This window comes from Bradyrhizobium sp. SPXBL-04 (genome assembly GCF_051853035.1).
Classification (GTDB): domain Bacteria; phylum Pseudomonadota; class Alphaproteobacteria; order Rhizobiales; family Xanthobacteraceae; genus Bradyrhizobium; species Bradyrhizobium zhanjiangense.
In genome coordinates, this window is sequence record NZ_CP182472.1 from 2,931,233 (window position 1) to 2,952,848 (window position 21,616).

24 protein-coding genes are annotated in these 21,616 nt (G+C 63.1%); 8 read left to right on the forward strand and 16 right to left on the reverse strand.

The genetic code is table 11. From position 1 onward, the window contains the following. Positions 1–40: 40 nt before the first annotated feature. Genes ACNJX8_RS13635 through ACNJX8_RS13660 form a run of 6 tightly spaced genes read right to left on the reverse strand, consistent with a single transcriptional unit; the run spans position 41 to position 5,920 of the window. On the reverse strand, positions 41–526 hold the full coding sequence (locus tag ACNJX8_RS13635; RefSeq protein ID WP_439361009.1) for a nucleoside deaminase: 486 nt from the start codon (positions 524–526) through the stop codon (positions 41–43). Between the two features lie 13 nt (positions 527–539). Further along, positions 540–2,072, reverse strand: coding sequence for an ABC transporter ATP-binding protein (locus ACNJX8_RS13640; protein ID WP_439361011.1), 1,533 nt, complete (start codon positions 2,070–2,072; stop codon positions 540–542). Next, a complete protein-coding gene (gene biuH / locus ACNJX8_RS13645) occupies positions 2,069–2,752 on the reverse strand; it encodes a biuret amidohydrolase (protein WP_249756855.1) in 684 nt (227 codons plus the stop codon). Before biuH ends, ACNJX8_RS13640 begins: the two co-directional genes overlap by 4 nt. Positions 2,753–2,763: 11 nt before the next feature. Further along, positions 2,764–3,690: an ABC transporter permease gene (locus ACNJX8_RS13650; protein WP_439361013.1), complete on the reverse strand. Its 927-nt coding sequence runs from the start codon at positions 3,688–3,690 to the stop codon at positions 2,764–2,766. Continuing rightward, positions 3,690–4,802: an ABC transporter permease gene (locus tag ACNJX8_RS13655; protein ID WP_439361015.1), complete on the reverse strand. Its 1,113-nt coding sequence runs from the start codon at positions 4,800–4,802 to the stop codon at positions 3,690–3,692. The genes ACNJX8_RS13650 and ACNJX8_RS13655 overlap by 1 nt, the downstream gene beginning before the upstream one ends. Further along, on the reverse strand, positions 4,799–5,920 hold the full coding sequence (locus tag ACNJX8_RS13660) for a BMP family ABC transporter substrate-binding protein (RefSeq protein WP_439361017.1): 1,122 nt from the start codon (positions 5,918–5,920) through the stop codon (positions 4,799–4,801). The genes ACNJX8_RS13655 and ACNJX8_RS13660 overlap by 4 nt, the downstream gene beginning before the upstream one ends. A gap of 407 nt (positions 5,921–6,327) precedes the next feature. On the opposite strand from ACNJX8_RS13660, the gene ACNJX8_RS13665 reads away from it, so the two are divergent. Continuing rightward, positions 6,328–7,611, forward strand: a complete 1,284-nt coding sequence (locus ACNJX8_RS13665) for an allantoate amidohydrolase (protein ID WP_439361018.1) — start codon at positions 6,328–6,330, stop codon at positions 7,609–7,611. 73 nt (positions 7,612–7,684) lie between these two features. Continuing rightward, complete coding sequence (locus ACNJX8_RS13670; protein ID WP_439361020.1) at positions 7,685–9,058, forward strand: hypothetical protein; 1,374 nt, start codon at positions 7,685–7,687, stop codon at positions 9,056–9,058. Between the two features lie 117 nt (positions 9,059–9,175). Here the strand turns inward: ACNJX8_RS13670 and ACNJX8_RS13675 are convergent, their stop codons facing one another. After that, positions 9,176–9,394, reverse strand: coding sequence for a hypothetical protein (locus tag ACNJX8_RS13675; protein ID WP_128938950.1), 219 nt, complete (start codon positions 9,392–9,394; stop codon positions 9,176–9,178). 359 nt (positions 9,395–9,753) lie between these two features. Here ACNJX8_RS13675 and ACNJX8_RS13680 point away from each other — a divergent pair, with 359 nt between their 5' ends. Next, entirely contained in the window at positions 9,754–9,936 is a 183-nt protein-coding gene (locus ACNJX8_RS13680) for a hypothetical protein (protein ID WP_128932528.1), read from the forward strand. A gap of 25 nt (positions 9,937–9,961) precedes the next feature. On the opposite strand, the gene ACNJX8_RS13685 is transcribed toward ACNJX8_RS13680, so the two are convergent. The 3 genes from ACNJX8_RS13685 to ACNJX8_RS13695 form a co-directional block, all read right to left on the reverse strand. Further along, positions 9,962–11,338 carry a vWA domain-containing protein gene (locus ACNJX8_RS13685; protein ID WP_439361022.1) on the reverse strand — a complete coding sequence of 459 codons (1,377 nt, stop codon included), beginning with the start codon at positions 11,336–11,338 and terminating at the stop codon, positions 9,962–9,964. A 5-nt stretch (positions 11,339–11,343) separates the two neighbouring features. Further along, positions 11,344–12,291: an AAA family ATPase gene (locus ACNJX8_RS13690; protein ID WP_439361024.1), complete on the reverse strand. Its 948-nt coding sequence runs from the start codon at positions 12,289–12,291 to the stop codon at positions 11,344–11,346. A 147-nt stretch (positions 12,292–12,438) separates the two neighbouring features. Further along, positions 12,439–12,639, reverse strand: coding sequence for a hypothetical protein (locus tag ACNJX8_RS13695; protein WP_091897156.1), 201 nt, complete (start codon positions 12,637–12,639; stop codon positions 12,439–12,441). A gap of 224 nt (positions 12,640–12,863) precedes the next feature. Between ACNJX8_RS13695 and ACNJX8_RS13700 the strand changes: the two genes are divergently transcribed. Beyond that, positions 12,864–13,838, forward strand: a complete 975-nt coding sequence (locus tag ACNJX8_RS13700) for a quinone oxidoreductase family protein (protein WP_128956904.1) — start codon at positions 12,864–12,866, stop codon at positions 13,836–13,838. A gap of 40 nt (positions 13,839–13,878) precedes the next feature. Here ACNJX8_RS13700 and ACNJX8_RS13705 read toward each other — a convergent pair whose 3' ends face one another. Next, on the reverse strand, positions 13,879–14,154 hold the full coding sequence (locus ACNJX8_RS13705; RefSeq protein ID WP_439361026.1) for a hypothetical protein: 276 nt from the start codon (positions 14,152–14,154) through the stop codon (positions 13,879–13,881). A gap of 100 nt (positions 14,155–14,254) precedes the next feature. Next, complete coding sequence (locus ACNJX8_RS13710; protein WP_128932533.1) at positions 14,255–14,863, reverse strand: S24 family peptidase; 609 nt, start codon at positions 14,861–14,863, stop codon at positions 14,255–14,257. A gap of 165 nt (positions 14,864–15,028) precedes the next feature. Between ACNJX8_RS13710 and ACNJX8_RS13715 the strand changes: the two genes are divergently transcribed. Together ACNJX8_RS13715 and ACNJX8_RS13720 are read left to right on the forward strand one after the other, a co-directional pair. Next, complete coding sequence (locus ACNJX8_RS13715; protein ID WP_439361028.1) at positions 15,029–15,562, forward strand: GcrA family cell cycle regulator; 534 nt, start codon at positions 15,029–15,031, stop codon at positions 15,560–15,562. Positions 15,563–15,625: 63 nt separating this feature from the next. After that, positions 15,626–16,201 carry a hypothetical protein gene (locus ACNJX8_RS13720; RefSeq protein ID WP_439361907.1) on the forward strand — a complete coding sequence of 192 codons (576 nt, stop codon included), beginning with the start codon at positions 15,626–15,628 and terminating at the stop codon, positions 16,199–16,201. 33 nt (positions 16,202–16,234) lie between these two features. On the opposite strand, the gene ACNJX8_RS13725 is transcribed toward ACNJX8_RS13720, so the two are convergent. Then, a complete protein-coding gene (locus tag ACNJX8_RS13725) occupies positions 16,235–16,591 on the reverse strand; it encodes a hypothetical protein (RefSeq protein ID WP_439361030.1) in 357 nt (118 codons plus the stop codon). A gap of 721 nt (positions 16,592–17,312) precedes the next feature. Here ACNJX8_RS13725 and ACNJX8_RS13730 point away from each other — a divergent pair. Both ACNJX8_RS13730 and ACNJX8_RS13735 read left to right on the forward strand, forming a co-directional pair. Then, positions 17,313–17,498 (forward strand): hypothetical protein, encoded by a 186-nt coding sequence (locus ACNJX8_RS13730; RefSeq protein WP_130216251.1) that lies wholly within the window; start codon positions 17,313–17,315, stop codon positions 17,496–17,498. Between the two features lie 139 nt (positions 17,499–17,637). Continuing rightward, entirely contained in the window at positions 17,638–17,979 is a 342-nt protein-coding gene (locus tag ACNJX8_RS13735) for a phasin (protein WP_091897174.1), read from the forward strand. A gap of 193 nt (positions 17,980–18,172) precedes the next feature. On the opposite strand, the gene ACNJX8_RS13740 is transcribed toward ACNJX8_RS13735, so the two are convergent. From ACNJX8_RS13740 to ACNJX8_RS13750, 3 genes are all read right to left on the reverse strand, one after another. Next, complete coding sequence (locus ACNJX8_RS13740) at positions 18,173–18,496, reverse strand: c-type cytochrome (protein WP_128956909.1); 324 nt, start codon at positions 18,494–18,496, stop codon at positions 18,173–18,175. A 292-nt stretch (positions 18,497–18,788) separates the two neighbouring features. Continuing rightward, a complete protein-coding gene (locus tag ACNJX8_RS13745; RefSeq protein WP_439361033.1) occupies positions 18,789–19,619 on the reverse strand; it encodes an alpha/beta fold hydrolase in 831 nt (276 codons plus the stop codon). A 150-nt stretch (positions 19,620–19,769) separates the two neighbouring features. Continuing rightward, a complete protein-coding gene (locus ACNJX8_RS13750) occupies positions 19,770–21,566 on the reverse strand; it encodes a ShlB/FhaC/HecB family hemolysin secretion/activation protein (protein WP_439361034.1) in 1,797 nt (598 codons plus the stop codon). Positions 21,567–21,616: the final 50 nt, after the last annotated feature.

The following is a 21,616-nucleotide window of genomic DNA, read 5'->3' on the forward strand; positions in this document are numbered from 1 at the left end:
CGTCAAACCTCCGCGGCGTCATCTCCTTTTGGATGTGCTGCTACTTCGTCCACGCGCCCTCGTGCAGCGCCTCGGCCTCATCCTCCAGCAACGGCCCGATCACCTCGGTCGGCCGCTGCCCGCTGGCAAAGACCTCGCGGCAGGGCAGGTCGAGCGTTGGATTCTCCGGATGGTTGCCGGTAACGCCGCGCAGGCGGTGCTCGCTGAGACCGTAAACCACGCGGCCGATGCCGGCCCAGTAGATCGCGCCGGCGCACATCGCGCAGGGCTCGGCGGAGGAATAGAGCGTCGCCGTCGCCAGCACTTCGCGACTGAGCGTGCGGCAGGCCTGCGTGGCCGCGAGGCGCTCGGCATGCGCGGTGCCGTCGTGATCCGGCATGTAGCCGTTCTCGGTCTCGATCAGCACGTTGCTATCCGCATCGACGACGATGCAGCCGAAAGGGTGATTGCCATGGGTCAGGGAGCGGCGGGCGATCGCGAAGGACAGACGCAGGAAGTACTCGTCCCGCTCGGATGCGCCGCTCATCGCTGCTCCCTGGTCAGTGCCCCGCCATGTGCCGGCCCACCACGGTGAGGTCGGCCTCGCTGGTCCGTGCTTCATACACGAATTCGCCGTGGAACATCACCACCAGCCGATCGGACAGTTCGAGCAATTCGTCGAGATCCTCGCTGACGAGCAGCACGGCGGCGCCGCGGTTGCGGGCGGCCATGATCTCGGCGTGGATCTGCGCCACCGCTGCGAAGTCGAGGCCGAAACAGGGATTGGCCGCGATCAGCACCTCGACGTCGCCGGCAAGTTCGCGGGCGAGCACGGCGCGTTGCACGTTGCCGCCGGACAGTGCCGAGATCGGCGTATCCGGCGTGCGGGTCTTGATCTTGTATTGCGCGATCTTCGTCCTGGCATCGTCTCGAAAGGCGCCGCGATTGAGCCACCAGCCGCCACGGGCGAAGGGCGCACGGTCGAATTCGCGGAAGGCGATGTTGTCGGCGACGCTCATGCCGCCGACGCAGGCGTTCTTCAATGGCTCCTCGGGCAGGAGCGACATCTTGTGGCGCCGCATCTCCTCGCGGCTGGCGCGGTAGGGATCGCCGGCAACACGGATCTCGCCGCTTTCGGCCTCGCGCTGGCCGGCCAGCACCTCGACCAGCTGGCGCTGGCCGTTGCCGGAGACACCGGCGATGCCGACGATCTCGCCGGCCCGGACAGTGAGCGAAACGTCATGCACGGCGACTGCGCCGGCATCGTCGAGCGCACGGAGCTTTTGCAGCTCGAGCCTGGCTTGGCCAGCCTTACCGGTGCGCGGCGGCTGCACCGTCAACTCCTCGGCGCCGATCATGGTGCGAGCCATCGCGTCCGGCGTGAGCTCAGCCACCTTGCCATGACCCGCCAGCTTGCCGCGGCGCAGGATCGTGACGTCGTCGGCGAACGCCATGACCTCGCGGAACTTGTGCGTGATCATCAGGATCGTCAGCTCACCCCTGACGACCAGGCCGCGGAGCATGCCGAGCACCTCGTCGGCTTCCGCCGGCGTCAGCACCGAGGTCGGCTCGTCCAGGATCAGGAAGCGACGCTTCAGGTAGAGCTGCTTGAGGATCTCGCACTTTTGGCGTTCGCCGGCAGAGATGTCCGAGACTTTGGCGCCGAGCGGCACCTTGAAGGGCATGCGGCTCAGAAACGCCTCGAGCTCCTTCATCTCCTTCGGCCAGTTCACCACCGCCGGCACATCGTCGCGGGCCAGCACGAGGTTTTCCGCGACCGTCATCGCCGGCACCAGCGTAAAATGCTGGTAGACCATGCCGAGCCCGAGCGCATGGGCGTCCTTCGGATTGCCGATCGCCTGCTCGCGCCCGCCGACGAGGATGTCGCCCTCGGTGGCGTGGTAATAGCCCATGATGCATTTGACGAGGGTCGATTTGCCGGCGCCGTTCTCGCCGAGCAGCGCGTGGAACGAGCCCGGCCGCACCTTCAGCTCGACATTGTCCAGCGCCAGGAAATCGCCGAAGCGCATGGTCATGGCGACGGCATCGACGCCGAAGGCGCCGGAGGGCGGTGGCGTTTCACCGATGATCACGAAATCGCTCCGATGAAGGCGTCCGACGTCGAGACCGCGCCGAACACGCCGCCCTGCATCTTGATCATCTTCAGCGCGTGGTCGTGGTTGCTCTTGTCGGTCGCGCCACAGCAATCGTGCAGCAGTACGCATTCGAACCCACGGTCGTTGGCCTCGCGCATGGTGGTGTGAACGCAGACGTCGGTGGTGATGCCCGTGAGCACGATGTTCTCGATGCCGCGCACCCGCAGGATCAGCTCCAGGTCGGTGGCGCAGAACGAGCCCTTGCCCGGCTTGTCGATGATCGGCTCGCCCGGCAGCGGCGCCAGCTCCGGGATGATGTCCCAGCCGGGCTCGCCGCGCACCAGGATGCGGCCGCAGGGGCCGGGATCGCCGATGCCGGCGCCGATCTGGCGCGAGCGCCAGCGCTTGTTGGCGGGAAGATCGGAGAGATCGGGGCGGTGGCCTTCACGGGTATGGATGATATGGAAGCCTTGGCTTCGCATCATTGCGAGCAGCTTCCTGATCGGCTCGATCGGTGCCCGTGTCAGCGAGAGGTCGTAGCCCATCTTGTCGACATAGCCGCCGATGCCGCAGAAGTCGGTCTGCATGTCGATGATGATGAGCGCGGTGTTTTCGGGGCGGAGGTCGCCGTTATAGGGCCAGGCATAGGGCTCGGACTTGATGTGGCGCTCGGGCATGATCTTGCTCTCTAGCGTGTGATCGACAATTCCGCCGGGGCTCCGGTCAGCGTGCGTTTGGGCGAGCAGGTGATAATCATGATCCCCAGCGTCAGGATGTATGGCGCGGCATTGAAAAGGTGATACCCGGAGGTGACGCCAACCGATTGCAGCGCCGGCCCCAGCGCCGCGGCGCCGCCGAAGGCGAGCGAGGCCCATAGGCAGAGCAGGGGATCCCAGCGCGCGAAGATCACGAGCGCCACCGCCGTGATGCCCTGGCCCGAGGACAATCCTTCATTCCAGCTGCCGGGATAGAACAGCGACAGGAACGAGCCGCCGATGCCGGCGAGGAAGCCGCCGACCATGGTGGCGCGCAGGCGGATCAGCAGCACCGAGTGGCCCATCGCGCGCGCGGCATCCGAGCTCTCGCCAGCGGTTCGGATGAGCAAGCCCCAGCGCGTGGTGCGGAAGGCCCAGTACAGGATCGGTGCGAGTGCAACGCCGATCAGGAAGAGCACGTTGACGCGCAGCGCGGCGCGGACCTGCGGGACGTCGCTCCACCAGCCGAAATCAATCGCCGGCAGCCGCGGCGCAGTGGGCTCGATCAGCGGCTTGCCGAGATAGAAGGCAAGGCCGGTACCGAACAGCATCAACGCAATGCCGACGGCGACGTCGTTGACGCGCGGCAGCGAACAGATGCCAGCGTGCAGCGCGCCCAGCAGTGCGCCGGTGATGCCAGCTGCGAACACGCCCAGCCAAGGAGAGCCTGAAAGGTAGGAGATGCCATAGGCGCTCATCGCGCCCATCACCAGCGTGCCTTCGAGGCCGAGATTGATGCGGCCGGAGCGCTCGGTGATGCATTCCCCCAGGCTCACGAACAGGAACGGCGTGGAAACGCGAATGGCGCCGCCGAGCACGGCGAGCGGGACGGTCCAGAGTCCGATCGATCCGTCTGCCATCAGGACTTGCCTTTCAGGAATCCGATGCGGCCGTAGAGCGCATCGCTGGCCAGCACGAAGACGAAGATGATGCCCTGGAGCACCAGCACGGATGCATCGGGCAATCCGAGGCGCCGTTGCAGCAGGCCGCCGCTGGCGCTGATGCCGCCGAGCAGGATCGCGACGGGAATGATGGCGAGCGGATTTTGCCGCGCGAGGAAGGCAACGAGAATGCCGGTGAAGCCGTAGCCGGCAGCAAGATTGGCATTGGTGCGTCCCTGCACGGCGGCGACCTCGACCATGCCGGCAAGGCCCGCGGCGCCGCCGGCGAGAAAGCAGATGGTCAGGATCAGCTTGTTGACGCCGAGGCCGACGATTTTCGCGGCGCGGATGTTGCCGCCGGCAACCCGCGCGGCGAAGCCGAACACGGTGTGATAGATCAGGACGTAGGCGGCGATGGCGGCGATCAGACCGAACAAGAGGCCCCAATGCACGTCGGTGCCCGGAATGGTGCCGATCATGTTGGCGGCGCCGATCTCGCGCGTCGAGGGCTTGTTGAGGCTCGCGGGATCGCGCATCGCGCCTTCGACGAGATGGTTGAGGATTGCAAGCGCTATGTAGACGAGCAGCAGGCTCGATATGGTCTCGTTGACGCCGCGATACTGTCGCAAGCCGCCCGGCAGCATGACCCACAAGCCTCCGCCGATCACGCCGGCGATGACCATGGTAATTTGTACGGCGAGCGGCGGCATGCCTTGAAGCGCCAATGCGGCGCTGGTTGCCGAGAGTGCGCCGATCAGGAGCGCGCCTTCGCCGCCGATGATGACCATGCCGAGTTGCGCGGGCAACGCGGTGCATAGTGCGGTGAGGATCAGCGGCGCCGCGCGCGTCAGGGTGTTTTGCCAGGAGAACCAGGTGCCGAACGCGCCGTAGTACATGTAGAAATAAAGGTCGAGCGGATTCTTGCCGAACATCGCGACGAAGATGCCGAACACCACGAGCGCGCCGACGAGCGCCGCGCCCGGGATCAGGACATATTCGATCGTGCCGCCGTGCCGTTGGAGAAAGCCGTAATCGGCGGCCGGGGCTATTGTCCCGACCGCCTCGACAGAATCCGCCGCTTCCGTCGTCACGAAGTCGCTCCGATCACGCCTTCGACGAGATAGTCCATCTTCTCCAGCTCGGGATCCTTCTGACCGCGATCGGTGCCGGCCGCGATCACCGTCTTGCCCTTGTTGTCGACCAGTCCGCCCTTGAAGATGGCGTAGCCGTCAGCCGAGAGGAATTTGGCCTTGACGTCGTCTGCGTGCTTGCGGGCCTCTGCCGAAACCGCTTCGCCATAGGGCGAGGTCTTGACGATCTCCTCCTTGAGGCCGCCGCGATAGAAGTTCGGGATGCTCTCGCCGGCGGCGATCATCTTCACGAACTTCGGATAGAGCGCTTCCCAATTCCACTCCGCGCCGGTGAGATACGCCTTCGGCGCGAGCGGCGACTGGTTGGTGTGATAGCCGCAGACGAAGGCGCCGCGGCGCGCCGCGTTCTCGACCATGGTCTTGGGGCCGTCGACGTGGCAGGTGAGCACGTCAACGCCCTGGTCGATCAGGCTGTTGGTGGCTTCGGCTTCCTTGACCGGCATCGACCAGTCACCGGTGAAGATGACCTGCGTGGTCGCCTTCGGATTGGCGAGCCTGGCCCCGAGCGTGAAAGCGTTGATGTTGCGCAGCACCTGCGGGATGGGCTTGGCCGCAACGAAGCCGAGCTTGCCGCTCTTGGAGGTGTAGCCGGCGACGATGCCTGAGATGTATTGAGCTTCGTCGATATAGCCGAAATAGCTGCCGGCGTTCTTCGGATCCTTGTCGCTCCACAAGCCACCGCAATGCTCGAAGCGCAGCTTCGGGTACTTGTTGGCCATCTTGACCATGTGCGGATTGTAGTAATTGTAGTAGCCGAACGATGTCGGGAAGAGCAGGCTGGCGCCGTCGAGATTGATCATGGACTCGATCGTCTTCTCGACCGCGTCGGTCTCCGGCACCTTCTCTTCCTCGACGACCTTGAGGCCGGGAATCTTCTTCAGCGCCGCTGCGCCCTGCGCATGCGCTTGGTTATAGCCGTAGTCGTCACGCGAGCCGACATAGATGAAGCCGATGGTCGTCTCGGCTGCGAAGGCCGGGCGGACGCCAGCCGCGGCACCGAGGGTCAGGGCCGCGCTGCCTTGCAACAAATGCCGTCGTGAAATCCTGCCAAAATCCATTGCTTGCTCCCCTTGGCGGATGCCCCGCCTCAATCTCGCGGCTACCGCCGGTCTGGCGGAGCTTGGAACAAGTGTCGCAAGCTTCGTGCCACAGGCTGCGGAGCTTTCATTTGAGTGTAAGCTATTGAAAATAATGGAGCTTGCGCGCTGCCCGAATCCTGGTCAGGGGATCGACAGATTAATTTATGGGCAGTAACTCCCAATTGTATGCAATGGAGTTAAGCAGCTTTAACCGGTTCGCGCGTGTGTATGACGGAGCGGGACGGTCGGCCGGCCACTCGCATTCATGCTAACCACGTGCGGATTGGACGGCGCCGGATCCGTGATTTTCGCTGGCGCCGAACTTGTCTCGATCGTCATCAGGACCGCCGCAGCAGCGGTCCGCGAGAGATGGAAAGCCCGCCGAGATGGTTGCTGGGAACGCCGTTCAAACGACATCGCTCGGCAAAGAGATCGTGCGCCGCATCAACGAGCTCGCCGCGATATCGGAAGAGGTTGGCAAGCTCACCCGCATCTATCTCAGCAAGGAGCTGCGCGAGGCTGCGGACCTCATCTTGGGTTGGATGCGCGAGGCCGGCATGAGCGCGCATCTCGATGCGATCGGCAATGTCTGTGGCCGCTACGAAGGCGAGCGCCCGGGTGCGCCCTGTCTGATGCTCGGCTCGCACTACGACACGGTGCGAGATGCCGGCAAATGGGACGGGCCGCTCGGCGTGATCACCGCGATAGCCTGCGTCGCAGACCTCAATCGCCGCGGCAAGCGCCTGCCGTTCGCGATCGAGGTCGTCGGCTTTGCCGATGAAGAGGGAGTACGTTTCGCCTCGACGCTCCTCGGTAGCCGTGCGGTGGCCGGCACATTCGACGAGAGCGTCCTGAACACGCGCGACCGTGACGGCGTGTCGATGCGCGATGCGCTCATCAGATTCGGCCTCGATCCCGATCATATCGGCGCGGCTGCGCGGCCGCGAGGCGAGCTGCTTGCCTATCTCGAGCTGCACATCGAGCAGGGGCCGGTGCTCGAAGCACAGAACCTGCCTGTCGGCATTGTCACCGCGATTGCGGGCGCGACACGGCTTGCCCCGCGGCTGACCGGCATGGCGGGGCATGCCGGCACGGTGCCGATGGCGCTTCGGCGCGACGCACTTGCCGGCGCCGCCGAATGCATCGGCGCGATCGAGCAGTTTTGCCGGACCGACGAGGGCGGGCTGGTCGGCACCGTCGGATACATCCAGGCATGGCCCGGCGCGACCAACGTCATCCCGGGCGAGGTGTCCTTCACCATCGACGTGCGCGCGCCAACCGACATGCATCGCAAGCGTGCAGTCGCCGACATCGTCCGCCAGGTCGAGGCGATCGCCAAGCGCCGGCAATTGGTGCTTCAGCTCGACCTCACGCACGAGAACCGCACTGCCCCCTGTGCGCCCTGGCTCAAGGAGCAGATCGCTCAGGCGATCGGAGCGGAAGGTTTTTCCGTGTTCGAGCTGCCGAGCGGGGCAGGGCACGACGGCATGGCGATGATCGACATTGCCGATGTCGGCATGATCTTCGTCCGCTGCCGCGGCGGGATCAGCCATCATCCTGATGAGCATGTCGAGCTCGCCGATGCCGACACCGGCGCGCGGGTGCTGCTGCGGGTGATCGAGAATTTCAGGCCGCGGGAAGGTGAGTTGAGCCCGCAAGTCACGGGATAGAGACACGAATCAGACACGCCTAAAATAGTGACGGCCTTCCGCCGGGACCACGAGGCACAATTCGACGAGACAGATGAACAGCGACATTTCTTTTCCGCGCCATCGCGAAAGCCGGTTCTATCAGGGGCTGACGGCGACCTTCGTTGCCAACGCGCTTCAGGCGGTGAATTTTCTCGGCGATCGATTCCTGCGGCAATCGCATCATCCGTTCACTGCCATTGCGGACCTTTACCGGCACGCGATGGACAGCGCCTTTTCGGTGACCGAGGCATTCCTCGTCACGGGGGCGCCGCACGCTTCCGCGTACTATCCGCGCGATTTCGCCTGGTTCTATCCCGACGTTCTCGATCCTGAAACCATCATGGATTCGCAGGACGCAGTGCGACGGGCCCGTCTGCTCGAAAAGAGCGTGCGTCTGCTGCTTGAGGCGGTTCGCGCTGGCGTCGTCACCACGACCATCGTGCCGGCGGGACGCGGTCGGTATCTCGGCGTGAACTATTTCTCGCGTCCTTCGGATACGCTGCTCGGTATCCTTGCCGGTCTCCAGCAGATGATGTCCGCCGAAGACAGGGCGTCGTCCTTTCTGGCAATGTCGCAATGCGCGCATGCCGGCCGCCTACTGCTGGCCGAATATGGCGCCGACCTGAAGGGGGCGATCCTGCAGCTCGCAAGCGAGCTGGAGCCGTTCGAGGCTGACGGCACCAGATATTTGCTGTGCGATGCCCGCGCCCCGCGCTCTGCGGCAACCGACACGCGTGCGGAACGCCGGCGCTTCGTGACCAATGCCTGCGTCTACACGACGTTCGTGTGGGGCGTGCAGCTCGGAATCGTCGACGAGAACGAGCTGAAACGGTTGCTCGGGCGCGACCTTGCGCAGCACAAGAGAGACCTGCTCCGGCTGTTCGGCAACGACGGCTACATCAGACATTCCCTGGACGGCCCGGCGGCTACGCCAGCGTCCTCGGTTGCGCTGGATTTCGTCAGCGTGCATCGCGGCTTCTGGGACCTGAACGAGGAAAGCGAGCGCGCCCTGTTCGCGGCCACGGCGGATTTGATCATTGCGGAGCCGCGCTTCCGCATCCCCAGCACGTTCCACTTCCTGGTGTCGGCGGATAATCCGCGGACCAAGATGATCCACAAGATCGCGGCTCCCGCCTACCAGGGACGCTCATCCTGGCCGACGTTCAACGTCGAGTTTGCGGATCGCATGCTGGACTTCGACGAATTCTCGGGGAGCGGCACCTACCGGGCCTGCGCCCAGGGAATATTGAATGACATTCGGGCTGCAACCGAGGTCCATGGCGGCTATCAGGAACTGATCTCGGAGCAGGGTCTGAAATATCGCACCTGGGCCTATAAGGGCGCCGTGGCTCATTCCTGGTTTCCCCGCTTCCTCTCTGTCTGGAGGAGGGCATATGGAACATCGCTCCTCCGGTGGGATGACTGATCCGCAAGTCGGTTAACCAGTCGGCGGGGGCCACCCTCGAGCAGTTTTGCTGCCAGGGTCATCTAATCCGATTTAGGCAAGACTTGATGATCGGGCGAGTGCGGCCCATCGTTCGCATTAAGCCACGAGATCCAGCAGCCGGCATGATCCGCGCACCAGCACCTTGCGTCCGGTGGGCGTCATCTCAGGCAAGCCATCATTGACGACAACGAGGCCGAGCTTGACGAGACTTTCGAGAAGGTAGGCCTTCGAGAGGCCGTTCGATGCCGGATTGCGAAGTGTGCGTAGCGCTTCCCATTGGTCCGGTGAAAGATCGAAGTCGACGTCGTTGCTCATGTTGCCTCAAGCGATAGTACCGTTCGCGCGCCTCTGTTAGCGACGCTGCATGAAAACCATGCGACGACAATGAGTCGGGAATTCGGTGTGTTGTTTAGAACGTCTCTTCACAAATTGCCGCACTTCGTTGCGCCACAAGAGTTAAGATCGCTCCGCCGCGAATATCGTTCCGGACCTCGATCACTTATTGATGATGTCTGCTTGATATTGCGCTGCGAATTGCCGCGCTGCACGGGAAGTGCTGCTGTCCCATTTCGCGCCGCAATATGCACAGAAACACAGAAACAATGAGACGGAGCGTTCGGGACTCTGTTAGCCTCGTTCGCGGTGAATGGCTTCACAGGCAGGGAGTGGAGTGCATGAATAGGCTGGTCGAAATTCGCCGTCAGGAATCGCTGTGCCGAGAGCGCGCTGCGCTCGATTTCGAGCGCCGCGTTTTCTGGCTCGCGCAGGCGGAAGAGTGGAAGCAGCGCGCTGTCGACGAAATCGCGCATCACTTTCGCGAGTGCAATCTCGCTCACGCCGAACTCACCGCCGCCTGACGATAGAGGCGGGTGCGATCGCCGCTTATTGATAACTGGCCACGATATCGGATACCGCGCGCTCTAGTTGCTGCGCGGTGGCGCATTGGCGTACGACGCCGCAAAAGGTCGCATAGCGCGGCATCTCGGAATCGCCAAAGCCCCAGGCGAGCCGTCCTTCCGGATTGAGCCAGACCAGTCGCTTCGACCGTTCAGAGATGCGGCGCAGAATGTCGGCGCGCGGGTCGAGATTGTTGCTGCGGGCATCGCCGAGCACGATCACCGTGGTCTGCGGCGTCAGCGTGCTCATGAACTCTTTCTCGAAATCGACCAGCGAGGAGCCATAGTCGGACGAGCCGAAGCCGACCTTGGACATGATCTCGGCCATCGCCTCTTCCGGCGAGTTGTTCTCCAGGATCTCGCTGACCTCGATCAGATGCGAGGAGAAGGCAAACGAGCGGACGTCATCGACCACCTCGTGCAGCGAGTGGATCAGCAGCAGGAAGAAGTCGGAGACCTGAGCGACCGAGCCGGAGACGTCGCAGAGCGCCACGATCTTGGGTCGGTCACGATGCTTGCGCTTCCATGCGGTGAGGAACGGTACGCCGCCCCAGGCTGCGTTGCGGCGGAGCGTGCGGCGAACGTCGAGATGGCCGCGGCGCTGGCGCTTGCGCGGCTTCGAGTAGCGCTCGCGCAGCCGGCGGGCGATCTGGCGGATGAGAGCGCGCATCTCGGCGACCTGCCGCCGCTCGATGCGCGCGAGCGGCGCGTTGCGCAGAATCTCGTTGCGAAGGTTTTCGGCCTCCTCGCGGGCGTAGAGCGCGAGCCCCTGCGAGACCGCGTCGCGCACCGCTTCGCGCAGGGCATCGAGCGCGGCGCGCAGACGCTCGGCCAGGGACGGGTTGGTCGCGGTCAGTTGGTCCAGATCGTCTCGCAGGCGCTGGAGGCCCATGGCGTCGAGGATGCGGCTGGAGAAGATGCCGCGCTGGGTGGAATAGCGGATGTCGGACAGCGAGGCAGCACCGGAGGCACTGGCGATCGCCGCTGCGATCGCATTGCGATCCTGCGATAGCAGCATCTGCGCAAGAGGGCCGAGTTCCTTGGGAGGCTGACCTTCACCGGCTTCGCCGGCCGCGTCCGATGCGGACGACTGATCTGAGTCCTGCGAAGCGTCGTCGCTGCCGGCCTCGGGCTGATCCTGCCGCGGTTCCGGCTGGCTGAAGAAGAGGTCGAAACAGTCGCCGAGTGCGAGTTTTTCGTCCTGCGACTTGGCGAGCGTTAGCAGCAGGGCGTCGCGCAAGATGGCGCGGTCGGAGAAACCGACCTGCTTGACCGCGCGCATCGCATCGATGCTTTCGGCGGGCGAGACATGAACGCCGGCGCCGCGCGCCGCCCGAAAGAAACGATGGAGGTTCTCGCGCATCGGCGTCAACCGAAGACGTTGGACCGTGCCGCCTTGGCAATGAAGGTCGTAACTTGCGGCACTGCTGCCTCGATGTCGGCTTCGTATTTCAGGAGCACGTTGAGCGTGTCCTTGACGATCTCGGTGTCGAGCTCCGAAGCCTGGAGCAGCACCAGCACGCGTGCCCAGTCGATGCTCTCGCTGACCGAAGGCAGCTTTTTCAGATCCAATGAGCGGATCTCGTGGATGAAGCCGACCATCTGCCGGCGCAGCGTCTGCGAGATGCCGGGCACGCGGCTCTCGACGATGCGCTCCTCCAGCCGCTGCTCGGGGAAGCCGATGTGCAGATGCAGGCAGCGCCGCTTCAGGGCATCGCCAAGATCGCGCTCGCTGTTGGAGGTGAGGATCACGGTCGGCGGCGTGATCGCGGAGACGGTGCCGAGCTCGGGGATGGTGACCTGGAAGTCGGACAGGATCTCCAGCAGCAGCGATTCGAACTCCGCGTCCGACTTGTCGATCTCGTCGATCAGGAGCACGCAGCCGCCCGGCTGCTCCAGCGCCTGGAGCAGAGGGCGCGGCTCGACGAATTCCTTGGAGAAGAACACGTCGCCGAAATCGTGCAGCTGGTCGAGCGCGGCATGCAGCGTCTGCGCACCGCCCAGGACTTCGCCGAGCTTGTCCTTCAGGATCTGGGTATAGAGAAGCTGCTTGGCATATTTCCACTCGTAGAGCGCCTTGGCCTCGTCGAGGCCTTCATAGCATTGCAGGCGGATCATCTTCATGCCGCGCCAGGCGGCAATCGCCTTGGCAAGCTCGGTCTTGCCGACGCCCGCGGGGCCTTCGACCAGGATCGGCTTCTCGATCTGTTGCGACAGATAAACGGCGGTCGCGATCTGCCGGCTCGCGATATAGCCTTGCGCGGCGAGGCCGCTCTGCACTGCCTCGATCGAGGTCGAGGCCTTCTGATCAGCCACGAAAGGGCGCTCCCAAAGGTCTTGCTTGAGGCTTGTTCTGCCTGCGTTCCGGGCAAAGAACAAGCCTCGTTTGGGAGACATCAGACCCGCGCGAACGGCGTTTTTTCCGCTTAACGCAAATAGTTGATCGGTGCTCGGGCCCCGCGATCAGTGCCGCAGCTGCTCCGGCTTGCGGATGGTTTGTCTGACCTCGGCGCCGCAATCGGCGCATTCATAGACAAAGTCGATCTTGGCAAGACTCCAATGCGGTTCGACCTCGCGCACATACATCGGCAGGAACCCCATGCAGGTGGGGCAATTCACTGGCGCGATTTCGACATCCTGATGATGCTGAACATAAGCTGGCATCTCGGCTCTCCTTCGCAGGCGACTACCAAACCCCGCGTGAAGGCTACTGCCACTCGCCCCAGGCCCGTCATCAACTCTTCCGAACAGAGACGGAACGGCGGGCGTTTGTTGCCCGTTGTGACATTCTTGTTACGTGTCTGTACTGTAACGGCCGGACCAAATGCCTATTTCACGGGACGATCAGGTGCTCTGAACTTCACTGCAACGATAAGGGAGTAACGCCCATGACGCATGCCATTCGCTTTCACAAGACCGGCGGCCCGGAAGTCCTGGTCTGGGAGGAGGTCAGCGTCGGCAAGCCCGGACCGGGCGAGGCGCGCATCCGCCACACCGCCGTCGGTCTCAATTTCGTCGATATCTACAACCGCTCCGGCCTGTATCCGGCGCAACTGCCGAGCGGGCTCGGCAGCGAGGCGGCCGGCGTTGTCGAGGAGGTCGGCCCAGGGGTCACCGATCTGAAGCCGGGCGATCGTGTCGCCTATGGCGCCTCACCGCTCGGCGCCTATTCCGAGGCCCGGCTGATTCCCGCCGACCGCTTGTTGAAGCTGCCTGACGGCGTCGATGACAGGACCGCGGCGGCGATGATGCTAAAGGGACTGACGACGCAGTATCTGATCCGGCAGACCTATCGGGTGAAGGCCGGCGACACCATCCTGCTCCACGCCGCAGCCGGCGGCGTCGGTCTGATCCTGAGCCAGTGGGCCAAGCATCTCGGCGCGACCGTGATCGGCACCGTCAGCAACGACGAGAAGGCAAAGCTTGCCAAGGCGCATGGCTGCGACCATGTCATCATCTACACGCGCGAGGATTTCGTGAAGCGTGTCGACGAAATCACCGGCGGCAAGAAGGTGCCGGTCGTCTATGATTCCGTCGGCAAGGACACGTTCCTGAAATCGCTGGACTGCCTCGCGCCGCTCGGCGTCGTCGCGCTGTTCGGCCAGTCCTCCGGCGCGGTGGAGCCGCTCAATCTCGGCCTGTTGGCCCAGAAGGGCTCGCTCTACGTCACGCGGCCGACGCTGTTCACTTATGCCGCCAAGCGTGAAAGCCTGGTCGCGATGGCAGGCGATCTGTTCGACGTCGTCAAGTCCGGCGCAGTCAAGATCGAGGTGCACCAAACCTATCCACTGAAGGACGCCGCCAAGGCGCATGCCGATCTCGCGGCGCGCAAGACCACGGGATCGACCGTGCTCATGGTGTGATATTCACCCGAGACGGTGGGGCAGAGGCTGCCGGCTTCCGTCACGCCCGCTCGTGCTTGCGCAGGTCGCGGGCGTGATCGAGGCGCTTTGCCTGGAGGTCGATATCTTCAGGCGGGATCTGGGGCAGCGCAGCCTCGGCCAGGATGGCCTCGGTCACGTCCTCGACCGAATTCTCCGCGATTTCGTGGATGAACGAGACGTTCTGGTATTCGCCCGAAATGATGCGCGAGATGACCTCGCGCCTTGTGATTTCGGGATCGACGACCGCCTCGCGGCCGCGCCGCCCATAGTCGATCATCACGACGAAGTATTGCATGGAATGAACCTGCCGCCCTCCTGAGTCGGGAGGTGCGGCAGAGTATTTCCGAAAATCAGAAGTTAGTCAAGGGCGACTTCCAAAAATCGTAAATCAGGTCCTATTTGCCCTTCTTGCGGGGGCGGGCCGACTTGGCCCGCAGCCGCTCGAGCTGTCCCTTGGGCATGGAAAGGCAGATCTCTCCGACCCAGTCGAGCTTCACGCCGACGATCGGCTTGGCGTTGAAGCTGGTGAGATTGACGACGGACGGGCTTTTCCCGCGCTCGATGGTCTTCAAATAGCGCTCGCCGGTCTTGAGCCGTACCACGGCCTCTTCGCCGTAGAAGCTCGACAGCGGATGGCGCTGGTCCTTGTAGACCACGATCACGTCGCCGTTCTCGTACTTGGGCAGCATGGAGTCGCCTACGATCTCGAAGGCGACCGTCTCTTCCATGATCGGGAAAGGCAGTGTGATGTCGCCGAGCCCCTCCGGCGGAACCTGTTCATAATCGGGCTCGATCACGGCGCCGGCTCCGACGCGGCCCATGATCGGCGCGAGGTTTAGCTCGAGATATTCCATGATCGGAATGATTTCCGAGGCCTTCACCAGGCGCTCGCCGCCGAGAATCTCCGAGACCGCGCCAGGCCGCACGCCCATGGCCGCCGCCAGGCCGCCCTTGCTCTTGCCCGTCTTTTCCAGGCCCCGCTCGATCATTGCAACGTCCAACATGGTGATTCCCTCGATTGCGCTCCGTCTTGCCTCTTATAATCCGAAATTCGGAATTGATGCAATTATGAATATCAGAATTATCGCTTGACTTTCGATTCGGAATACCGGAATGTGCCTTCCGCCACCCGATCTACGATCGAAGCAGGCGCATCACAGGACAACAGCATGGAACCGGGCCATTGGCCGTCGGAGCACTCCGACGCGCTTCGCGACTATTTTCTCAAAGGAATGTCTTACGCAGCAATCGCAATGGAGATTAACGCAAGGTTTGGAATGGCTTACACGCGCAACGCGGTGGCTGGCCGCGCCAAGCGGCTGGGACTCGTCGCATTGGCGCGGATGACAAGCCCGCCGATCGTGCCCTCTTTGCCGGGCAAGGCCCGTCTGCCTTCGCCGTGCCGTCCGGCATTACCGAGCCTGAACCTGCCGCCAAAATCCGCGATGAAACCCGCAGCGCGCGTGAAGTTGCGCTGTGTCGGCGTCCAGCCACGCCTGATCCCGCTGCTCGAACTCGCGCGAGGCGACTGTCGCTATCCCTATGGCGGCGACAAGGACGGGGAGGAGATCACGTTCTGCGGCCATCCGCGTCAGCCCGGCTCCAGCTATTGCGCGCCGCATGCAGGTCTGACGCGGCTATCCGGGGCTGCGTCCGCCCGTGTCGTCGGTCCCGTTGTGTTGCGGCTGGTCTCGGCCGGCTGAGGAGGCGGCCACCCCGTTCGACTATCGATTTTGCAATCGCCAACTTTGCAAGGAGTTATCCGAGTGGCACGTGCCCGACGCAATAAATCTTACAAATTGGCTGGAATCTACGACCGGCGGTCCCGCGACGTGCCGTTCAATGCCGAGGTGGCGGAGGTCGAGGTCGACAATCCGCTGGCGCTCGATCCCGGCGAGAAGATCGTGGCCGTCCGGTCCGTCCGCAGTGACCCGCTCGGCCGGCTTCACGCGCACCATCAAATCGACGAAGCACAATATCGCGGCGGGCGCGCCTTCCAGAGCGATTGGGAGAGAGCGGAGCGGGGACCTCAGGCGATGGATCCGACCCGCGAATATGTCGATGGCGCGCGCGCGCGCGAGCCGGTCACCGAAAGCCAGCGCCAGGCGGTGTTGCGGCTGAACCGAGTCGAACGCGAACTCGGCACCGACGGCGCAGCACTGGTGCACGACGTGCTCGTGCTGGGCTTGACCATGGATCAGATCGGGCAGCGGCGCGCCGTTCGTACACAACGCTGGAACGACTATTTTGCGCGGCGTTTTCGTGAATGCCTGGACCGGCTGGCGCTGATCTACGGTTTTGCGATGGAAGCGGGGACACCACGGGCAGAGCAGCGCAAATGACGACGGCACGCCCGCGGGCATGCCGTCTGCTGCTTACGGATGCGGTACGATCTGGTAAGGCGTGGAATACGGCTCGACACGGAGAGAGGCGTTGGCCAAGAGCCCGATCTTGGCGGTCGGCGCCTGCTGCAATTCGCCGTTCGGGCCGCGGTGCACGTTGTACTGCCAGACGGTGAGATCGCCTTTTTGCGCCAGCGCATGCGCAAGCGCGCTCGCATCATTTCCGCCGAGCGCCTGAAGCTCCTCCGCCGACAATCCGACGATGATTTCGTCCTTGATGGTGACGATCTTGAACAGGTTCATCCTGGTCTCCTGCGCCCATGCGCCTTGTATCGAGAGGGTAAGAAGCGCGACCGCGGCGCCATTGATCAGATCGCAGCGAGAAAGCATGCCGTCGTCCTTTGGTGGTGACACGCGCCCAAATCATGAGTCTATCAGCCATGGCGCCGTCGTCCGCGTGGCCGTTCCGCAACCGCTTTGTCGTTCGCTCCTAAACAACGGTTCACACGCGGAAAACATATCGGGACCGATGAGGCTCGCAGGGAAAAGTGCCAGCGGGACGCATTCCGATGAGGAGGGCGGCCGATCCCAAGGCGCTTGCCGCGTTGGTCGACTTCACCGGCGCCCCAATCGGAGGATTGAAGACGAGCGTTCATGTCGCTGTCGATACAACCGCTGGGACGCTACTCAACAATTACGTGTATATGCTGCCGAGGCGCCAGTTCGTCTCCGCAAATGTCTGTTCACATCGGAAACAAGGCGAAACGCAGTGCCGATTGACAGCGATCTCGGCTGTATGCGTGATTGATGCCGCTTCTTGACGCAGGTGGGTGACGGCGGTCGATATTCCTGTTATCCGGAATTGCCGTGGCGCGATGCGGACGAAGCATCGCTACGCCGGCCGTTGGGCTTGCCGGATCGGTTGTTTCTTGGCATAATTGCAACCTGCTCGGTTGGGCCCCATCCGTTCGGCTAAGGAAGTTCGGCCTGCTAGTCTGCCGGGACCCGCCGGCCGAGAGCTGATTGTCGCCATTGTATTGGGTTGCGGCGTCGCTCCTCGAGTGCGACTTCGACGCAAGAACTGAAGGCTGATGCTTGTCATAGGTGAGGGATGAAAAACCTCAATTTCGCGGCTGAACTGCACCTCAAGCTTGGCGCGCCTGCGAGCGGCACCGTCGAAAGCCTACGCTTGCTCCGTGCGTTCCTGAAGCTCGAGGCTCGGCAGCGTTTCGAGGTCATCAAGCTCGTCGAAGACCTCGCCACCGAAGAAACTCTTCCCGAACACCCCCTGTCCTGAGTCTGGCCGCGCCGGCCAACACCTCGTCCCTCGTTTCCTCCCAGATCCGGCCCACCGGGCAACCTTTGCTCGGGGGCTGGCCGCTGGAAGGCGATCCGGCAAGTGTGGTATTCAGTCAGAAAAAGGGAGGAATGCGACCATGATCGAACCGAAACTCGAAGTTCCGGCCGAACTGCGCGACTTGGCCGAAAAGACGATTGACCAGGCGGAAAAAGCATTCGGCATGTTTTTCGAAGCCGCCACCAAATCGATGTCGTCCGTCCCGGGCGCGGGGACGGACGTGTCGAAGCAGGCGCTCGCTTTCACCGAACAGAACATGAAGTCGGCGTTCGAGCACGCGCGCAAGCTCGTTCACGCCACAGACCTTCAGGAAGCAATGCGAATTCAGTCCGATTTCCTGCGCAGTCAATTCACCAGCGCCGGGGACCACATGCGCCAGATGACCGGCAGTTTCATGCAACCGGGCAAGGACAAGTCCTGATTCTGTCGGTGCCGTGCGGCATGCCCACAAATTGATCTTGCGCGGCAGCGAGATGCGCATTCTGATCCTGGTGCAGGTCCATGATGGGCCACCGAATGGATCCCCATTCGCCGTCCATCATCCTTTCTGCTGATCCCTGTCGGTCTTCCGGCAGGGATTTGCAGTTTTTAGGCTCGCGATTGACCGGGGGGCTCTATTGGCGCAGCGATCCGATATAGGCCGCGATGTCGCCAGCTTCGGTCCGGCTCAAGGGAAAGTTCGGCATCTTCGGGTGCGGGTCGAGCAGGAAGAAAGCGAGCCGCTCCGGACTGAAGTCCGGCCGGCGCGCAACGGATGCGAAGGAGGGGACGTCGGCGCTAGCCTGCGTCTGGCCGCTCGCCACCACGTGGCAACTCGCGCACCAGCGCTTGGCGAGATCGGCGCCGTGCTCGGCATCGGCGGCGAGAGCAGGCGACATGCCGAAGCCCGCGGTGGCGCTGGCAAGCAACAGGCAAATTCGTCTCAAACATCGGTGCATCGGGCAACCTTCATGCATTCGCTTGCGGCCGACGCGCTCACCCGCAACACGATCCCGGAAATTGCGAGAGATCGATGCGGGCGATGATCGACCGCAGCAGCCTGCGGGTCGAACGATAAAAGTGCCGTACGAACGCCGGCGTCCTTGCCGCGGGCAACCCAAGGCTCTTCGTATCAAAGCTCTTCGTATCAAGACTTTCGGTATAGTGCGACACGTGCCTCTCCGAGATGGCGAGGCTCTTCCTATCGTGGCCGGCTCGGAGCTGCCTTGATCTGCCGCAAAGGGTTTCCAGCTAATAGTCGCCAGGGTTCATAATCATCGGGCTCTTCGTATCGGCCGGCGCGAGCGCGCTGCTGGCGCTGTCACGCAGGAAGCGGTCGAGCGTCGCCTGGATCTTCTCCTTGACCGCGTCGGGACCGCGATCGCTCATCTCGGTGTGCTGTGCGCCAGTATGGACGATGTCGATGCCGCGCGCCCTGGCCTCTTCCGGCGTCGGCAGCACACCCGGATCGGTCACGAAATGCGGATCCTTCGAGCGGAACGACAGGATCTTCATATTATCGCTGAGCACGAAGGGCACCCGCAGATTGTCGAGCGTGATCACCTTCGATACCAGCTCCGGGTGCTGATGGGCGACATACATCGAGACATCGCCCCCGTTGGAATGGCCGACGAGGGTGATGTGGTCGTAGTCGGCGTTCTCCCGCCGCCTCTTCAACTCGCCCAGCACGAACAGAATATTGGCCTCGCAGCGAATGTAGACTTCACGCCGGCCGACATATTGCTGGCCAGCATGGGTCATCAGCGGTGGATCGCTCGGAAGATCTTGCTGGATGCTGGCAACCAGATAGCCGCGTGCGGCGAGCACGTTGGCCAGGAAGGAATATTCGGTCGCCCTGACGGTGTTGCCGTTGCTGATGATGGCGAGCGGGAGCTTCCAGAGGCCGAGATTGGCCTTGGTCTCATAGTCACGCCGCACCGCAATGTCGACCGAGATCGGCCGCTGGCGCGAGGCGTCGAACATGCTCAAAGTCTCGTGGTGGATCGCGAACCGGCTGACGATGAAATACTGGCCGACGGCGAGGACGCAGAGAAACGCCAGGATTGCAAACACCCTCTTCATGGCTTCGTCTCAAACCACCTTTGGCTGAACATGGTCATTGGGAACTCGCGGATCGAGCGATCGTGAGCAAGTTACGGGATTAAATTTAGGCAAGTCTGTGAGCAAGCCGCAAAAGCGCCGCATGCAGGTCTGTGGGGCGAAGCGCAAGGGCTAGAGACAGCCGGCCTTGCCTCGTTCAGGGCAGAGCCGGAGCGCGCTCGACAGTGTGAGCAGGAAGCGCGGGCTGCGGCGCTCGTTGTCCGGCGCCCTGTAGCTCAAGGGAACGGCTACGCCGAGATCGGCCTGGAGATCGTCTGGCAGGAAGAACCGCACGCCCGCCCCGGCCGAGGTCAGCGCGAGGCCGTCGCTCAGGCGGTAACCGTCGTTCCAGACCGCGCCAGCGTCGCCGAAGGCGTAGAATTGATAGCCGGTCCAGTAGCGAAAATTGAGCTTTTGGTCGAAGCGCAGTTCGAGCGAGCCGGCAAGACCGTTGTCGCCACTGATCTCGGCCGCGCCATAGCCCCGGCCGAATGCCGCGCCGCCGAGATAGAATTGCTGCGAGGTGAACAATGGCCGCGATGCCGTCTGGCTCGCTGCCGAGAGCTTGAGTGACCAGGCGTCGTTGAGCGTCTGATAGCGTGTGAACCAGAGGTTCAGCACCGAGAAGTTCGATGACGCGCCGACGCGCGACAACAGATCGTCGTCCAAATGCGAAGCGCCGAAGATGTCGAGGCCCTGCCGGTAGCTCAGCGTAGCGAAATTGGCGCCGCCGAAGCGATCCTGGAGCCTGTAGTCGGCAGTCAGGCTCGCCGTCCTGATGTGGTCGTTGTACCAGGGGCCATAGAGGTCGTGCTCGGATACATTGCTGAAGGTCGTCGCTGCAGTCAGGGTCAGCGAGGAGGACAGCGACTGCAATGGGACGACGCCGGCACGCAGCTCGAACGCCTCGGTGGTGGTGATGTCGCTGTCGAGACGACGAGCATCGCCAGGCCGGACTGCGCTGTACAGGATCGAAGCGCCAAGGCGCACGCCATCGACACGGACCGGTGCGTCATAGGACATCCGCGCGAAACCGAGCTCGCGCGGATCATTGGCAATGGTCGACAGATTGACCGCGAGCGTGTCGCCGGGCGTGAGATAGGAGTTGAACGCGCCGGTCGCGTAGGTCTGCCACGGACCGACCGAGGAAGATCCGAGATTGTCCATGCCGAACGACGAGAAGACGTGCCAGGTCTTCAAATAGACGATCAGGCGGAAGCGGCCGGTCGCTCCGCCAATCTCTTCCAGCGCGGTGTCGGTGATCCGGACGCCCGGCCTGCCGTTGATGAGGAACAGCTGGCGTTCGAGCGTTGCCAGGCGCGATGGCTGCTCGGCCAGAACCGGCCCGAGCATCGACCTTACGCCGAACTGTTCGGCGCCGTCGCCTTTCAGCTCGGCCTGCACGATGGCGCCTTCGATCACCTGGATCCGGACGCGGCCGTCGGCGATATCCTGCGGTGGCACGATCGCGCGGCTCAAGTGGAATCCGGCTTCGCGATAGAGATCGCTGATCGCGCCGGCGATCGCGGCGAGATCCGCCTGCGAGACCTTCTTTCCAAGATGGGATTGATAGGCTGTAGCGATGCGGTCGCGGGAGACGGCGTGGGCGCCGACGACGTCGATTCCGCGCAGCACGAATTGCGGCTTGGTATCACCGCCGGTGTTGGGCTGGCCGACCATCGGTAGTCTGACCGGGGGGCGGTTCAGCGTTTCCCGCTCGGTTTGGTTTTCAAAGTACTTCTCGGGCTGGCGTGGATTAAAGCCTGGCTGGTTCGCCTGCTGCGCGAAGGACTGCGGAATTCCCGTAAAAATCGTTGCCAGCAGTACCGATGTCGTAAGGAAGTGTCGCTTCTCAATACGCGCAGCGAACGTGTCTCCGTAGTTTGACGGGGATTTGCCAATAAGGCGGTAAGGGTTCGTTAGCTGCATGATTTTCCATAGTTTTTCATGGTCAATGATTGGTTAATGCGGCTTCGTGG

Coding starts and splice junctions, on each gene's coding strand:
- ACNJX8_RS13635 (WP_439361009.1), bottom strand. CDS start 526: ATGAGCGGCGCATCCGAGCGGGACGAGTACTTCCTGCGTCTGTCCTTC.
- ACNJX8_RS13675 (WP_128938950.1), bottom strand. CDS start 9,394: ATGAGCAACGACGTCGACTTCGATCTTTCACCGGACCAATGGGAAGCG.
- ACNJX8_RS13685 (WP_439361022.1), bottom strand. CDS start 11,338: ATGCGCGAGAACCTCCATCGTTTCTTTCGGGCGGCGCGCGGCGCCGGC.
- ACNJX8_RS13710 (WP_128932533.1), bottom strand. CDS start 14,863: ATGTTGGACGTTGCAATGATCGAGCGGGGCCTGGAAAAGACGGGCAAG.
- ACNJX8_RS13705 (WP_439361026.1), bottom strand. CDS start 14,154: ATGCAATACTTCGTCGTGATGATCGACTATGGGCGGCGCGGCCGCGAG.
- ACNJX8_RS13740 (WP_128956909.1), bottom strand. CDS start 18,496: ATGCACCGATGTTTGAGACGAATTTGCCTGTTGCTTGCCAGCGCCACC.
- ACNJX8_RS13745 (WP_439361033.1), bottom strand. CDS start 19,619: ATGAAGAGGGTGTTTGCAATCCTGGCGTTTCTCTGCGTCCTCGCCGTC.
- ACNJX8_RS13665 (WP_439361018.1), top strand. CDS start 6,328: ATGGTTGCTGGGAACGCCGTTCAAACGACATCGCTCGGCAAAGAGATC.
- ACNJX8_RS13660 (WP_439361017.1), bottom strand. CDS start 5,920: ATGGATTTTGGCAGGATTTCACGACGGCATTTGTTGCAAGGCAGCGCG.
- ACNJX8_RS13750 (WP_439361034.1), bottom strand. CDS start 21,566: ATGCAGCTAACGAACCCTTACCGCCTTATTGGCAAATCCCCGTCAAAC.
- ACNJX8_RS13650 (WP_439361013.1), bottom strand. CDS start 3,690: ATGGCAGACGGATCGATCGGACTCTGGACCGTCCCGCTCGCCGTGCTC.
- ACNJX8_RS13715 (WP_439361028.1), top strand. CDS start 15,029: ATGGAACCGGGCCATTGGCCGTCGGAGCACTCCGACGCGCTTCGCGAC.
- ACNJX8_RS13735 (WP_091897174.1), top strand. CDS start 17,638: ATGATCGAACCGAAACTCGAAGTTCCGGCCGAACTGCGCGACTTGGCC.
- ACNJX8_RS13695 (WP_091897156.1), bottom strand. CDS start 12,639: ATGCCAGCTTATGTTCAGCATCATCAGGATGTCGAAATCGCGCCAGTG.
- ACNJX8_RS13700 (WP_128956904.1), top strand. CDS start 12,864: ATGACGCATGCCATTCGCTTTCACAAGACCGGCGGCCCGGAAGTCCTG.
- biuH (WP_249756855.1), bottom strand. CDS start 2,752: ATGCCCGAGCGCCACATCAAGTCCGAGCCCTATGCCTGGCCCTATAAC.
- ACNJX8_RS13670 (WP_439361020.1), top strand. CDS start 7,685: ATGAACAGCGACATTTCTTTTCCGCGCCATCGCGAAAGCCGGTTCTAT.
- ACNJX8_RS13730 (WP_130216251.1), top strand. CDS start 17,313: ATGAAAAACCTCAATTTCGCGGCTGAACTGCACCTCAAGCTTGGCGCG.
- ACNJX8_RS13680 (WP_128932528.1), top strand. CDS start 9,754: ATGAATAGGCTGGTCGAAATTCGCCGTCAGGAATCGCTGTGCCGAGAG.
- ACNJX8_RS13725 (WP_439361030.1), bottom strand. CDS start 16,591: ATGCTTTCTCGCTGCGATCTGATCAATGGCGCCGCGGTCGCGCTTCTT.